Origin of the sequence: Streptomonospora arabica, assembly GCF_039531585.1 — a bacterium.
GTDB lineage: Bacteria > Actinomycetota > Actinomycetes > Streptosporangiales > Streptosporangiaceae > Streptomonospora > Streptomonospora halophila.
The window spans coordinates 342,929-356,713 of record NZ_BAAAQI010000004.1; the positions used below are offsets into that span (position 1 = coordinate 342,929).

General features: G+C 71.6%; 11 protein-coding genes, 1 tRNA gene and 2 pseudogenes. 4 read left to right on the forward strand and 10 right to left on the reverse strand.

Annotation, left to right across the window (positions count from 1 at the left end; all coding sequences use genetic code 11):
* Together ABD284_RS09915 and ABD284_RS09920 are read left to right on the forward strand one after the other, a co-directional pair.
* Positions 1-1,230, forward strand: coding sequence for a phosphotransferase (locus tag ABD284_RS09915; RefSeq protein ID WP_344142365.1), 1,230 nt, complete (start codon positions 1-3; stop codon positions 1,228-1,230).
* Between the two features lie 142 nt (positions 1,231-1,372).
* A complete protein-coding gene (locus ABD284_RS09920) occupies positions 1,373-2,248 on the forward strand; it encodes a sulfotransferase domain-containing protein (RefSeq protein WP_344142367.1) in 876 nt (291 codons plus the stop codon).
* Positions 2,249-2,357: 109 nt separating this feature from the next.
* Here ABD284_RS09920 and ABD284_RS09925 read toward each other — a convergent pair.
* The 10 genes and pseudogenes from ABD284_RS09925 to ABD284_RS09970 form a co-directional block, all read right to left on the reverse strand.
* Positions 2,358-2,684: pseudogene (locus ABD284_RS09925) on the reverse strand (sulfotransferase); the annotation flags it as partial.
* Positions 2,685-2,819: 135 nt separating this feature from the next.
* On the reverse strand, positions 2,820-4,088 hold the full coding sequence (gene cysN, locus ABD284_RS09930) for a sulfate adenylyltransferase subunit CysN (RefSeq protein ID WP_344142369.1): 1,269 nt from the start codon (positions 4,086-4,088) through the stop codon (positions 2,820-2,822).
* Positions 4,089-4,128: 40 nt separating this feature from the next.
* Entirely contained in the window at positions 4,129-5,061 is a 933-nt protein-coding gene (gene cysD, locus ABD284_RS09935) for a sulfate adenylyltransferase subunit CysD (protein ID WP_344142371.1), read from the reverse strand.
* Positions 5,062-5,111: 50 nt separating this feature from the next.
* Positions 5,112-5,903: a 3'(2'),5'-bisphosphate nucleotidase CysQ gene (locus ABD284_RS09940; RefSeq protein ID WP_344142373.1), complete on the reverse strand. Its 792-nt coding sequence runs from the start codon at positions 5,901-5,903 to the stop codon at positions 5,112-5,114.
* A 5-nt stretch (positions 5,904-5,908) separates the two neighbouring features.
* Positions 5,909-6,416: pseudogene (locus ABD284_RS09945) on the reverse strand (sugar transferase); the annotation flags it as partial.
* A 537-nt stretch (positions 6,417-6,953) separates the two neighbouring features.
* Complete coding sequence (gene pth / locus ABD284_RS09950) at positions 6,954-7,634, reverse strand: aminoacyl-tRNA hydrolase (RefSeq protein WP_344142374.1); 681 nt, start codon at positions 7,632-7,634, stop codon at positions 6,954-6,956.
* Between the two features lie 116 nt (positions 7,635-7,750).
* Positions 7,751-8,410, reverse strand: coding sequence for a 50S ribosomal protein L25/general stress protein Ctc (locus ABD284_RS09955; protein ID WP_344142376.1), 660 nt, complete (start codon positions 8,408-8,410; stop codon positions 7,751-7,753).
* 348 nt (positions 8,411-8,758) lie between these two features.
* Complete coding sequence (locus tag ABD284_RS09960; RefSeq protein WP_344142377.1) at positions 8,759-9,733, reverse strand: ribose-phosphate diphosphokinase; 975 nt, start codon at positions 9,731-9,733, stop codon at positions 8,759-8,761.
* A 30-nt stretch (positions 9,734-9,763) separates the two neighbouring features.
* Complete coding sequence (gene glmU / locus ABD284_RS09965; protein WP_344142378.1) at positions 9,764-11,236, reverse strand: bifunctional UDP-N-acetylglucosamine diphosphorylase/glucosamine-1-phosphate N-acetyltransferase GlmU; 1,473 nt, start codon at positions 11,234-11,236, stop codon at positions 9,764-9,766.
* Positions 11,237-11,696: 460 nt separating this feature from the next.
* Positions 11,697-11,768, reverse strand: a tRNA-Gln gene (locus ABD284_RS09970).
* Between the two features lie 310 nt (positions 11,769-12,078).
* Here ABD284_RS09970 and ABD284_RS09975 point away from each other — a divergent pair.
* Positions 12,079-13,044, forward strand: a complete 966-nt coding sequence (locus ABD284_RS09975) for an acyl-CoA desaturase (protein WP_344142381.1) — start codon at positions 12,079-12,081, stop codon at positions 13,042-13,044.
* A gap of 14 nt (positions 13,045-13,058) precedes the next feature.
* Complete coding sequence (locus ABD284_RS09980) at positions 13,059-13,724, forward strand: TetR/AcrR family transcriptional regulator (protein ID WP_344142383.1); 666 nt, start codon at positions 13,059-13,061, stop codon at positions 13,722-13,724.
* Positions 13,725-13,785: the final 61 nt, after the last annotated feature.

A 13,785-nucleotide genomic window follows, 5' to 3' on the forward strand; every position in this document is an offset into this window, starting at 1 on the left:
GTGAACGGCGAGACCACGTACCTGACCGGTCTCGCCGAGGTGCTGTGGCCCTGCGGCGGCCTGCTGGGGCGCGGCGAGCCGGGGACGGTCCGCGGCGGGTCGGCGCCCGACGGCGACGGCCGCGCCTACCTGCCGGTCCCCTCGGCGCACAACCCGCGGATGATCCTGCCGGCCGGCAACCGCTACGCCGCGGCCCGCGCGGTCGGCGCCTTCGCCCAGCGCCATTCGCTTCGGGAGCGGCTGCGTGCGGCGGCCCTGACCGCGGCCTTCGCCAGCGGGCTGGCGCCGCTGCTGCTGCGCGACCGGCTGCACGTGGGACCGGGCCACACCGTCGAGCACGAGCTGTCGGCGGCGCTGGACCGCCGCGTGGTCATCGCCGTCCACGTCGGTCCGCCGCGCGCCAACCGGAAGCCGGTCCTGCTGCTGCTCACCCCGGCGGGCCGGACCGTCGGCTACGCCAAGATCGGGGTCAACGAGCTGACCTCGCGGCTGGTGCGCGCCGAGACCCGCGCGCTGGAGCTGCTGGCGGAGTCGCACCTGCGCGACATCACGGTGCCCCGGCTGCTGCACGAAGGCGAGTGGAACGGCCGCCCGCTGCTGGTGCAGGACGCGCTGCCGGTCGGCAACCAGACCGACCGGCCCACGCGCCGCCAGCTGCTGCGCTGCGTCGTACAGATCAGCGGCCTGGAACCGGTGCGGGTGCTCCGGCTGTCGCTGAGCCCCTACCGCGAGGCGCTGGCCGAACGGATCGCCGCGCTGGGCGGGCGCCCCGAAACCGCGCCGCTGCGCGCGTGCCTGGACGCGCTGCCCGACGCCCGGCTCCCGTTCGGCGCCTGGCACGGCGACCTGACCCGGTGGAACATCGCCGGAACCCCGCGGCGCGCCTTCGTGTGGGACTGGGAGCGCCTGGCCTTCGGCGTGCCCGTCGGCTTCGACGCTCTGCACTACGAGCTGAACGAGTGCGTCCAGGACGGCGTGCACCCCGGTGTGCACCGCTGGCTGGACACCGGCGCCCGCCTGCTGCGCGACCCGCTGATGACCGGAGCAGGGTTGGTGCCCGGCACCGAGGCCACGGTCATGGCGCTGTACCTGCTCGACCTGGCGACGCGCTACCTGCAGGACCGCCAGGCCGAGGCGGGGGGCAGCCTGGCGGCCGTCGACGACTGGCTGCTTCCGGCGCTGTCCGGGCTGCGGGACCGCGCCGCCCGCGAGATCGGGGAGGCCGGATGAGCCGCACCGGTCCCCCGCCGCACGCGCACCGCCGGCTACCGCCGCACGCGAGACGGGCGCCCGCGCACCCCCCTGTCCGCCTGATCCGCCCGCGCCCCGTCGCCGGTACCGCGGGATCCGGAACTTTCACGGAAGGTAGACGATGTCCGACGCCAACACCCCGTGGCTGCCGGTGCCGGATCCGGTCAAGCGCTCGGTCCGCTCGGTGCACACCGCGCTCGGCCAGGCCACCCGGGGCGTCCGCGCCCTGCCGACGTTCCTCGTGGCCGGCGCGCAGCGGTGCGGCACGACGTCGCTGTTTCGCGCCCTGGTCCAGCACCCGCAGGTCTTCGGCCCGCCCCTGCGCAATGGGGTGCACTACTTCGACACCGACTACTACCGCGGTCTGGACTGGTACCGGGGGCACTTCCCGCTGCGGGCCCTCGTGCGCCCCGGCAGCGGGCGCCCGCGCATCGAGGTGGGCGAGTCCAGCCCCTACTACGTGTTCCACCCGCTGGCGCCCGAGCGGATCTCCCGCGACCTGCCGGGCGTGAAGGTGGTGGTGATGGTGCGCGACCCGGTCGAGCGCGCCTACTCCGCGCACAGCCACGAGATGGCGCGCGGCTTCGAGACCGAGCCGTTCGAACGGGCGCTGGAGCTGGAGCCCGAGCGGCTGCGCGGCGAGGAGGAGCGGCTGCGCGCCGACCCCGCCGCGCGCTCCAACTCCCACCAGCACCACGCCTATCTGGCGCGCGGCCGCTACGCCGAGCAGCTGCGCCGGCTGGAGCGCCATGTGGGACGCCACCGGCTGCACGTGGTCGAGAGTGCGGCGTACTTCGACCGCCCCGAGCAGGTCTTCGCCGGCATCGAGGACTTCCTGGGCATCGCCCACTGCGAACGGATCCGGTTCGCCAGGCACAAGACGAGCACGCGGGACCCGATCCCCGTGCGGCTGCGCGCCCGGCTGGCCGAGCACTTCGCCGGGCACGACCAGGACCTGGCCGACTGGTGGGGACGTGACCCGCAGTGGCGCAGGTGAGCGCCCCCGGCCACCGCCGGCCCCGCGGCGGCGCCCGCGTTGTCCCCGTCGGGAGAGGGGTCGTCGGAGGAGAAGGTGACGGTACCGGCCGCCCGGACACGCCGCCCGCCGTGTAGCGCATCAGGGACTCGGCCCTGCGCACCGGCGGGCGACCGCTCAGCAGGGCGGGAACGACCCTGGTCCGGTCGACCGCGGCCTGGATCGCGAGCACCTCCGCCGGGTCGAGGCGTTCCCAGCCGCCGAACGCGGCGGCCCCGACCTCCTGCCAGAAGCCGCACTCGGCGAAGGGGGCACCGCAACCGCAGGCCTCGCCGTCGATCAGCGCCCGGCGCCGCCTGTGCGCCACTTCGCCCAGCGAGCAGATGCCGGGCAGCTCGCCCAGCAGCCGCTCGACCAGAGTGGAGCCGGAGCGGCCCGTGCCGCCGACGAAGAGCAGTTGGAAATCGTCCGCGGGCGCACACTAGTACGGTGCATGTCCGTCCGGACGCTCTCGGCGACGATGCGTCAAGGCCGGTCCGCCCCGCTCCGGACGAGAGCGGCGCGTGCACGGGCGGACCGGCCCCGGGGCGGCCTACTCGGCGCGGACGATCATGCCGGCGGCGACGGTGGTGTTCGTGCCCTCTTCGATGAGCACGAAGCCGCCGGTGAGCCGGTTCTCCTTGTACTCGTCGGCGAACAGCGGCTGGGTGGCCCGCATGCTCACCCGGCCGATCTCGTTCAGCGAGAGGTCCTCGGCGTCCTCGTCGCGGTGCAGCGTGTTGACGTCCAGCCGGTAGCGGATGTCGCGCACCATGACTTTGGCGTTGCGGGTGGTGTGCTTGATGACCAGCCGGGACCGCGGTGTGAGCTTGCGGCTCTCGGCCATCCAGCAGACCATCGCCTCGATGTCCTGGGAGACCACGGGCTGGTTGTTGGGCCTGCACAGCATGTCGCCGCGCGAGATGTCGATCTCGTCCTCAAGCAGCATCGTCACCGACATGGGCGGGAAGGCCTCGTCCAGCTCGCCGTCGGCGGTGAGGATCTTCGCGATGCGGCTGGTCAGCCCCGACGGCAGGTGCATGATCTCGTCGCCGGCCTTGAACACGCCGCCCGCGACCGTCCCGGCGTAGCCGCGGTAGTCGTGCAGCTCGGGGTCGGCGGCGCGCTGCGGCCGGATGACGAACTGCACGGGGAACCGCGCGTCGATCAGGTTCCGGTCGGAGGCGATGTGCACGTGCTCCAGGTGGTGCAGCAGCGACGAGCCGTCGTACCACGGCATGTTGATGGAGCGGTCCACCACGTTGTCGCCGTGCAGCGCCGAGATCGGGATGTAGGTCAGGTCGCTGACGTCGAGCTTGGTGGCGAAGTCGGTGAACTCCTGCTTGATCTCCTCGAACCGCTCCTGGGAGTAGTCGACGAGGTCCATCTTGTTGATGGCGACCACCAGGTGGGGCACCTGCAGCAGGGTGGCCAGGAAGGCGTGGCGCCGGCTCTGCTCCTGCAGGCCCTTGCGCGCGTCGACCAAAATGACCGCCAGGTCGGAGGTCGACGCCCCGGTCACCATGTTGCGGGTGTACTGGATGTGCCCGGGGGTGTCGGCGATGATGAAGGTCCGCCGCGGCGTCGCGAAGTAGCGGTAGGCGACGTCGATGGTGATGCCCTGCTCGCGCTCGGCGCGCAGGCCGTCGGTGAGCAGAGCCAGGTTGGTCTGCTCCTCGCCGCGGCCGCGGCTGGTGCGCTCCACGGCGTCGAGCTGGTCCTCGAAGATCGACTTCGAGTCGAAGAGGAGGCGGCCGATCAGGGTCGACTTGCCGTCGTCGACCGAGCCGGCAGTGGCGAACCGCAGAATGTCAGTACTCATATGCACGCGTTCCAAGTGGGTGGGGAGAGGGCGCCGGGGCTTAGAAGTAGCCCTCGCGCTTGCGGTCTTCCATGGCCGCCTCGCTCGACCGGTCGTCGGCGCGGGTCTGGCCGCGCTCGGTGATGCGCGTCGCGGCGATCTCGGCCATGATCTCCTCCAAGCTCGTGGCCGAGGAGCGCACCGCACCGGTGCAGGTCATGTCACCGACCGTGCGGTAGCGGACGGTCGCCTCGAACAGCTCCTCGTCATCGTTGCGGGCGATGTAGGGGCTTTCGGAGAGCAGGATGCCGTCGCGCTCGAAGACGGTGCGCTTGTGCGAGTAGTAGATCGGCGGCAGGTCGAGGTTCTCGCGGGCGATGTAGCCCCACACGTCCAGCTCGGTCCAGTTGGATAGCGGGAACACCCGGATGTGCTCGCCCCGGTTGATGAGCGTGTTGTACACGTTCCACAGCTCGGGGCGCTGCGCCTTGGGGTCCCACTGGCCGAACTCGTCGCGGAAGGAGAACACGCGCTCCTTGGCGCGGGCCTTCTCCTCGTCACGCCTGGCGCCGCCGAACGCGGCGTCGAAGCCGTGCTCGTCCAGAGCCTCCAGCAGCGCCGAGGTCTGCAGCCGGTTGCGGCTGGCCCAGCGGCCGGTGGGCTCGACGACCTTGCCGGAGTCGATCTGCTCCTGCACCGAGGCGACGACGAGCTTGACCCCGGCCTCCGCCAAGCGGCGGTCGCGGAACTCCATCACCTCGGGGAAGTTGTGCCCGGTGTCGACGTGCATCACCGGGAAGGGGATCGCGCCCGGCCAGAAGGCCTTCTCGGCGAGCCGCAGCATGACGATGGAGTCCTTGCCGCCCGAGAAGAGCAGCACCGGCCGCTCGAACTCCGCGGCCACCTCGCGCATGATGTAGATCGCCTCGGCCTCCAGGAAGTCCAGCTGGGAGAGCTGGTACCTGCCGAGCGGTGCCGTACTGGCCTGACTCATGAACCCGCCTCACGCTCCTATGACGCACACGAGGGGTGGCTGCCGTGCACTCAGCCCGCCGCGTGTGGGTCCGCGCCGTCGCGTTCGGCAACGCCGCGGATACTGGCCAACAACATATTCGACAATTCCGGTCGACAGACAAGAATATCCGGGAGCGAGGGGTCGGTCCTGTTGTAGGACAGTTCGCTTCCGTCGATGCGCGACGTGTGCAGGCCCGCCGCGTGCGCGACCGCCACCGGGGCCGCGCTGTCCCACTCGTACTGACCGCCCGCGTGCACGTAGATGTCGGCGATGCCGAGCAGCACGGCGCAGATCTTGGCGCCGGCCGAGCCCATCGGGACGATCTCGGCGCCCATCTGGTTGGCCAGGCGCTGCACGAACTCCGGAGGGCGGGTGCGGCTGGTGGTGATACGCAGCCGCTGCGCGGCGGGGCGCTCCTCGGGCAGCCACGGCGGGTCGACGGTCGAGACCGTGCTCCCCTGGGCGGGCAGCGCGACCGCGCCCGCGACGAGCTCGCCGTTCTCCCACAACGCCACGTGCACGGCCCAGTCGGTGCGGCCCGACTCGGAGAACTCCCGAGTGCCGTCGAGCGGGTCGATGATCCACACCCGGCGGGCGCTCAGCCGCGCCTTGTCGTCGATGCCCTCCTCGGAGAGCACCGCGTCGCTGGGACGCAGGCGGCCCAGACTGGAGAAGAGGAACTCGTGCGACGTGCGGTCGCCGAGTGTGCGCAGAACCTCGGGCTCGTCGAACCCCTGCCGGGCCCGGAGCCGGAGCAACTGCTGCCCCGCCTCGGTCGCCAGGTCACGCGCGACTTCATGATCGTTTCGGATGCTGCTCACCGGCCTTAGTACGCTCCCGCTCCGCGGACAACTGCTGACCATGTCTTCCACAGGATCTGGACGTCCAGGGTCAACGACCAGTTTTCCACGTATCGCAGGTCCAGTCGGACGGACTTCCTCCCAGGAGAGGTCCGACCGGCCGCTGACCTGCCACAGCCCTGTCATGCCCGGCTCGACCACCAGGCGCCGACGAACGTCGCGGCCGTACCGCGCAACCTCTCCGGGCAGCGGGGGCCGCGGACCCACCAGTGACATATCTCCCCGCACGACGTTGATCAGCTGCGGGAGCTCGTCCAGCGAACAACGGCGCAACCAGCCGCCGATCGCGGTCACCCGGGGGTCCCGGCGCATCTTGAAGAGTACGCCGTCGTGCTCGTTGGCAGGACGGAGTCCCCGCTTGAGGTCGTCCGCCCCGACCACCATGGTACGGAACTTGCAGACCGTGAACTCGACACCGTCCTTGCCGACTCTCGTCTGGCGGAACAGCGCCGGGCCGCGGTCCGGCGCGCGGATACCGGTGCCCCGCCGGCGATCTGGAGCGCGCACGCGCCCGCGAGCGCGCCGGCGCCGATCCACCGGAGCCCGCGGACGTAGGAGCGCATCCGGGCCGGAGCGGCTCGGAGGGTCGACGCGACTGCGGCCTGTGCCGGGACCCGTTCGATTGCGACCATGAACCCCCACCTCGGCAGCCCCCGCTCCCCGCCCGCCCGGCTCCCGGGCAAACGCCCGGACCGTGCGACGGCGCGGTGCGCAGGCGGCGCCCTGCGCCATCGGCTCTGCGGGCGGCACGGCGCGCGGCCGAAGCCGGTGCGCGGGGACGAGGGGTGCGTAGACCCGATCTGACGCGAGAGATCATAGCCAAAGGTGATCACCTCGTCGCGTGACGTGACGGGTCGTCACCGGAAAAGGCCGCGCCGTTGTACAGGCTTCGGCCTTGCCGGATCGGGACCGCCGTGCAGCGGTGGCGCTGCCGCCCCGCGTGCGCAGGCGCGAGCCGAGCGGTCCGGCGCGGTGGGAGCGGAGGCCGGCGGTGCCCGGCGGTGCCGGGGGTCAGGCCGCGGTGTGGTAGATGTTCTGGGCTTTCTCCAGGCCGTCGGTCAGCACGGTCTCGACGGCGTCGGCGGCGCGCTCGACGACGACGCCCAGATCCTTGCGCTCGGTGGAGGAGAAGTCCTTGAGGACATAGGCGGCCGCGTCCATCCGGCCGGGCGGGCGGCCGACGCCCACGCGCACCCGCAGGTAGCCCGGGTCGGACAGGGACGCGCTGATCGAGCGCAACCCGTTGTGGCCGCCCGCGCCGCCGCCGCGCTTGAGCCGCAGCGTGCCGAAGGGGACGTCCAGCTCGTCGTGGATCACCAGGACGCGCTCCAGCGGCACCTTGTAGAAGCGGCTGAGCGCCGCGACGGGGCCGCCGGAGAGGTTCATGAAGGAGCGCGGCTTGGCCACGACAGCGGGCACGCCCTGGATGCGGGCCTCGGCGACCTCGGCGCGCGCCTTGTGGGCCTTGAACCGCTGCCCGCCGCGCTCGGCCAGGGCATCGGCGACCATGAAGCCGATGTTGTGCCGGTTGCCGGCGTAGGAGGGGCCGGGGTTGCCCAGGCCCACCACCAGCCAGCGCTCGGTCTCGACCGGGGCCACCTCACCGCTCCGCTCCTCGGCCGGCGCGCCCGCGGACGCGCCGGAGGACGGCGGCACGCCGCCGGGCAGGATCCGCCGCAGGAGAGCACGCATAGCCGTCCGCCGTCTGGTTCCGTGTGTCGCGTGCGCCGCGCTCCCCCACGGGTGCGCGGCGCACTGCTGCGGCCGGGGCACCCGCGGTGCGGGCGCTCCCGGCCGAGGTCTCGGACCTACTCCGAGGAGGAGGACTCCTCCGGCGACGACTCGCCGGACTCGCCCTTGGCGGCCGCCTCGACGGCCTCGGCCGCGACGTCGGCCTCCTCGGTCTCCAGCGCCTCGACCTCCGCGTCGCTGCGCTCGGGGGAGATCGTCAGCACGTTGGTCTCGGGGTCGGTCGCCAGCTCGGTGCCCTTGGGCAGCTTCAGGTCGGCCGCCGTGACGTGCACGCCGACCTCCAAGCCCTCGACGTCGAACTCGACGCCCTCGGGGATGTGGGTGGCCTCGGTCTCGACCTCGACGGTGACCAGTTCCTGGTTGAGCACGCCGCCCGGCGCGATCTCACCGGTAAGCGTCACCGAGATCTCGACGTTGACCTTCTCGCCCTTCTTCACCACGATCAGGTCGACGTGCTCGAGGAAGCCCTTGATGGGGTCGCGCTGCACGCTCTTCGGCAGCGCGAGGTTGTCGGAGCCGGAGAGGCCGTCGACACGCAGGAGCACGTTCGGGGTCTTCAGGGCCAGCATCAGCTCATGGCCCGGAAGCGTGATGTGGCGAGGGTCGGTGCCGTGGCCGTAGAGGACGGCCGGCACCTTACCCGCGCGGCGGACGCGCCGTGCGGCGCCCTTGCCGAATTCCGTGCGCGGCTCGGCAGCGATGCGTACCTCGGACACGACAAAACTCCTCGGGATCGTCCCCGCGAACCGCGGGGAACACGACTTTACGTAAAACGGCTCCCGCGTAGACGGCGACGTCCTCAGGGGCCGAGGGGCCGCTGCCTGCCGACGGCGGGAACGGACCCGCGCCGCGTGGAGCACACCCGGAACGGGCGCGAACACTCGCCGACGGCGCCGCACCGGCCGCGGCGGTGCGGCCATGTTCCTGTCCAGCGCCCAACGCGTCCCAGCGGGAGCTGGGGACACCCGATCCAGTCTAATGGCTCTGCCGGGCCCCTCGAACATATACCGACGCCTGCGGACACGCTCACCGCGCACCCGCAGGCGGACCGCCGTGCCGCCGGGTCAGCCCTCGAAGAGGCTGGTGACCGAGCCGTCGCTGAAGACCTCGCTGATGGCGCGCGCCAGCAGCGGAGCGATCGACAGCTGCGTGAGCTTCTCGAACCGACGGTCCTTGGGGATCGGCAGCGAGTTGGTGATCACGACCTCGGAGATGCGCGAGTTCTGCAGCCGCTCGGCGGCGGGCCCGGAGAGCACACCGTGGGTCGCCGCCGCGATGACCTCGCGGGCGCCCTGCTCGAACAGGGCGTCGGCGGCCTTCACGATGGTGCCGGCGGTGTCGATCATGTCGTCGACGAGCACGCAGGTCCGGCCGTTCACCTGGCCCACGACCTCGTGCACCTTCACCTGGTTGACCACGTCGGGGTCGCGCCGCTTGTGGATGATCGCCAGCGGCGAGCCCATGCGGTCGGCCCAGCGGTCGGCGGTGCGCACCCGCCCGGAGTCGGGCGAGACGACGGTCGACTCGTCGGCCGAACCGACGCGCGACTGCACGTAGTCGGCCAGCAGCGGCAGCGCGAACAGGTGGTCCACCGGGCCGTCGAAGAAGCCCTGGATCTGGTCGGTGTGCAGGTCGATCGCCATGAGCCGGTCCGCTCCCGCGGTGCGGAAGAGGTCGGTCATCAGCCGGGCTGATATGGGCTCGCGGCCCCGGTGCTTCTTGTCCTGGCGCGCGTAGCCCAGGAACGGTGTCACCACCGTGATGCGCTTGGCCGAAGCCCGCTTCAGAGCGTCGACCATGATCAGCTGTTCCATGATCGACTCGTTGATCGGGTCGGAGTGGCACTGCAGCACGAAGGCGTCGCACCCGCGCACCGACTCCAGGTAGCGCACGAAGATCTCGCCGTTGGCGAAGTCCTGGAACTTCGTCGGCGCGACCTCGATGCCGAGCTGATCGGCCACCTGCTCCGCCAGATCGGGGTGCGTGCGCCCCCCGAACAGCATGAGCTTCTTCTGACCCGCGGCCTTCATGCCGGTCACTTCAGAGATCCCCCACAGACACTGACTCAGTCAACCTTCATCGCGGCGCTCGGCGGACCCCGAAGGCCCGTCCTGCGCCCGTTCGGCCGCCTCGGCGGCGGCCGTTCCCGGGCGCTTGCGCCCTACCCAGCCCTCGATGTTGCGCTGATTGCCGGCCGAAACCGCCAGCGCACCGGGCGGGACGTCTTCGCGGATCACGGTGCCGGCACCGGTGTAGGCGCCGTCGCCCACGTGCACCGGCGCGACGAAGGTGTTGTCGCTGCCGGTGCGGGCGTGGTCGCCGATGGTGGTGCGGTTCTTGGCGACACCGTTGTAATTGACGAACACCGAGGAGGCGCCGATGTTGACGCCCACACCGATGTCGGCGTCGCCGACGTAGGTCAGATGCGGGACCTTGGAGCCCTCGCCGACGGTGGAGTTCTTCACCTCGACGAACGCGCCGATCTTGCCGGCGGGCTCGATCACGGTTCCCGGGCGCAGGTAGGCGTAGGGGCCGATGCTGGTGTTCGCGCCGACCTCGGCGTCGTCGGCGACGACGTGGCGCACCCGGGCCTCGGCGCCAACGCGGGTGTCGCTGAGCCGGCAGCCCGGACCGACGACGGCGCCCTCGTCGACGACGGTGCGGCCCAGCAGCTGGGTCTGGGGCTCCACGACCGCGTCGGCGCCGATCTCGACCTCGGCGTCGACCCAGGTCGAGGCGGGGTCGACGATGGTCACGCCGGCGCGCATGTGCTCGGCCAGCAGCCGGTCGTTGAGCATCCGGCGCGCTTCGGCGAGCTGCACGCGGTCGTTGACGCCCTGGATCTCGGTCCACTCGCGCGCGACGGAGGCGCCGACGCGGTGGCCGTCGCCGCGCAGGATCGCCGCGGCGTCGGTGATGTACTCCTCGCCCTTGGCGTTGTCGGTGGTCAGCCGGCCCACGACCGAGGCGAGGAGGGCGCCGTCGAAGGCGTACATGCCGGAGTTGATCTCGTCGACGGCGCGCTGCTCTTCGGTGGCGTCGGCGTGCTCGACGATCGCGGTGAACTCCCCCGAGGGGTCACGGACGACGCGGCCGTAGCCAGCGGGGTCGGGAACCTCGGCGGAGAGGACGGTGACGGCGTTGCCGGCGGCCTCGTGGGCCTCGACGAGGTCGGCGAGGGTGCGCCCGCGCAGCAGCGGCGTGTCGCCATAGGCCAGGACCACGGTGCCGGAGAGGGACACACCCTGGGCGGCCAGCTCCTCCACGGCCATGCGCACGGCGTGGCCGGTGCCGTTCTGCTCCTCCTGCACCGCGGTGGAGACCGCCGGGGCGGTGTCCTTGAGGTGCTGGGCGACGCGTTCGCGCGCGTGGCCGACCACCACCACGGTGCGCTCGGGCTCCAGCTCGTCGGCGGCGGCCAGGACATGGCCGAGCATGCTGCGGCCGCAGATCTCGTGCAGGACCTTGGGAAGCCTGGACTTCATACGGGTGCCCTCGCCCGCCGCAAGGACGATGACGGCAGCCGGACGGCTCACGCTCACTGGCGGAGACTCCTCATGTCGCTGGCGGATGCGGATGATCCCCGCGCCGGCGCGGGCGGGGTGTCGCGGACGCGGCGCGACGCGGCTCCCCGCGGTGACCGCGGGGTCGACACGACGTATCCGTTCGGTTGACGGCGCTCGACGGGTACCTGGCAGGCGGAACGCAGACAGGCCAGACCGCGCGGGCCGACATGGGCAGGATACATGTGGCCTTTGGACGGCGCGGTTGCGGCCGCCGGGCCCGCCGCGTGCGCACCGGGGACTCCGGCGGCCCGGAAACGGCAGGCCCGAGCGGCCGTCCGGCGGAAACAGCGGGGAAACAGCCGGGGGCGGCGGGGCTGTGAAATTCGCGACGCGCCGCGGCCTCGGGCGGCAGGGACGCGGGGAGGGACGACGGCGGGAAGCGCCGATCGCACCGGCCGACCGTGCTCGGCGGCACGGGGGGCCGGTGCCCGCTCGGCTCCCGGGGAAGGATTCGAACCCTCACCTCAAGGCACCAAAAGCCTGTGTCCTGCCTTTAGACCACCCGGGAAGGGGACTCCGCCGCCCGCGGGGCGGCGCGATCCGCATGCCAACGATAGCGGCTCCGCCCGGACGTCGGCACATCCGTCGTGCCCGCACCGGCCGGGCGCGTTTCCCGCCCGCACCGCCCGGCGGCCGACCGCAAGCGGCACCGCTCTGCGCAGCCGGCGCGCTGCGACTTTCGCCGGCGCCCTTTCGAACTTACGAGGGCGTAGGTTACGGTTACGTAGGTATAGGTTCCGGCGACCGGCGCAGTCGGTGGCCGGCCAGGAAGACTCCGCGCCGACTTCAGCAGTCAGGCCCGCGAACGAGGTGGACACATGACCGCAGCACCCGAGCTCTCGCCCGACCAGGCGACCAGGCGGAGGCCCGAACCCGAACTCGACCCCGAGGGCCGGGGCAGGGTCGAGCGCTACACCGTCTTCGCATTCGTCTTCATCCCGCTCCTGGCTCTGGTGGCGGCTGTGCCCTTCGCTTGGGGCTGGGGCCTCACGCTGACCGACATCGTCATCGGGGCGGTCTTCTACGTCGTCAGCGGCCTGGGGATCACGGTGGGCTTCCACCGGCACTTCACCCACGGATCGTTCAAGGCCAACCGCGCGCTGCGCATCGCGCTGGCCGTGGCCGGCAGCGTGGCCATCCAGGGCTCGGTGATCAAGTGGGTGGCCGACCACCGCCGCCACCACAAGTACGCCGATGCCGAGGGCGACCCGCACTCGCCGTGGCGCTTCGGCGACGACTGGCGCTCGGTGGCCAAGGGCCTGTACTACGCGCACATGGCCTGGCTCTACCTGGACGAGGAGAAGACCTCGCCCAAGCGCTTCACACCCGATCTGCTCAAGGACGACGACATCCGCCGCGTCGACCGCCTGTTCGGTCCGATCGTGCTGTTCTCGCTGCTGGGCCCGGCACTGATCGGCGGCCTGGTCACGATGTCCTGGTGGGGCGCGCTGACAGCGTTCTTCTGGGCCGGCCTGGTGCGCGTCGCGCTGCTGCACCACGTCACCTGGTCCATCAACTCCATTTGCCACACCATCGGCGAGGAGAACTTCGAGGTCCGCGACCGCTCGCGCAACGTGTGGTGGCTGGCCATCCCGTCCTTCGGGGAGTCCTGGCACAACCTGCACCACGCCGACCCCACGTGCGCCCGCCACGGGGTGCTCAAGGGGCAGATCGACATTTCCGCCCGCGTCATCTGGATTTTTGAGAAACTCGGATGGGCGAGCAAGGTCCGGTGGCCCAACACCCAGCGCCTTGCCGCCAAGCGCGTCGGCGCCGAGAGCTGAAGTGAGTCTCCACCATGGCAACGGTCAGCGGGAGCGAGAAGGGCACACGGTCGCGCCGCAAGCGCATGACCGGCAAGCAGCGCCGGGAGCAACTCCTGGACATCGGGCGCGAGCTCTTCGCCGAGCGCGGCTTCGACGCCACCTCGGTCGAGGAGATCGCGGCGCGGGCCGGGGTGTCCAAGCCGGTCGTCTACGAGCACTTCGGGGGTAAGGAGGGCGTCTACGCGGTCGTCGTCGACCGCGAGATGCAGATCCTGCTGAGCATGGTCGGCGACTCGCTGGCCGCCGACACCCCCCGGGGCAAGATCGAGAACGCGGCGCTGGCGCTGCTGCGCTACGTCGAGGAGTGCAGCCAGGGCTTCCGCATCCTGGCCCGCGACTCCCACGCCGCCTCGGGCACCGGCAGCTTCGCCAGCCTGATCAGCGACATCGCCACGCAGGTCGAGCACATCCTGGCCGAGGAGTTCAGCAGCCGCGGCTACGATCCCAAGCTCGCCCCGATGTACGCGCAGTCGCTGGTGGGGATGGTGGCCCTGACCGGCCAGTGGTGGCTCGAGGTCCGCAAGCCCAAGCGCGAGGTCGTAGCCGCCCACCTGGTGAACCTCGCCTGGAACGGGCTGTCGAACCTGGAGCCCAAGCCGCGCCTGGACCACGTCCAGCACAAGCGCGGCGACACCTAGCAGCGGCGCCGGGCCGGTCCGCGGGCCTCCGGGCCCGCCGGACCGGCCTGTGCGTGTGCGG

What these genes read in the sequence shown, in the direction of transcription:
- ABD284_RS09920 (WP_344142367.1), top strand. Translation starts at nt 1,373, where the DNA reads ATGTCCGACGCCAACACCCCGTGGCTGCCGGTGCCGGATCCGGTCAAG.
- cysN (WP_344142369.1), bottom strand. Translation starts at nt 4,088, where the DNA reads ATGAGTACTGACATTCTGCGGTTCGCCACTGCCGGCTCGGTCGACGAC.
- cysD (WP_344142371.1), bottom strand. Translation starts at nt 5,061, where the DNA reads ATGAGTCAGGCCAGTACGGCACCGCTCGGCAGGTACCAGCTCTCCCAG.
- pth (WP_344142374.1), bottom strand. Translation starts at nt 7,634, where the DNA reads ATGCGTGCTCTCCTGCGGCGGATCCTGCCCGGCGGCGTGCCGCCGTCC.
- ABD284_RS09975 (WP_344142381.1), top strand. Translation starts at nt 12,079, where the DNA reads ATGACCGCAGCACCCGAGCTCTCGCCCGACCAGGCGACCAGGCGGAGG.
- ABD284_RS09980 (WP_344142383.1), top strand. Translation starts at nt 13,059, where the DNA reads ATGGCAACGGTCAGCGGGAGCGAGAAGGGCACACGGTCGCGCCGCAAG.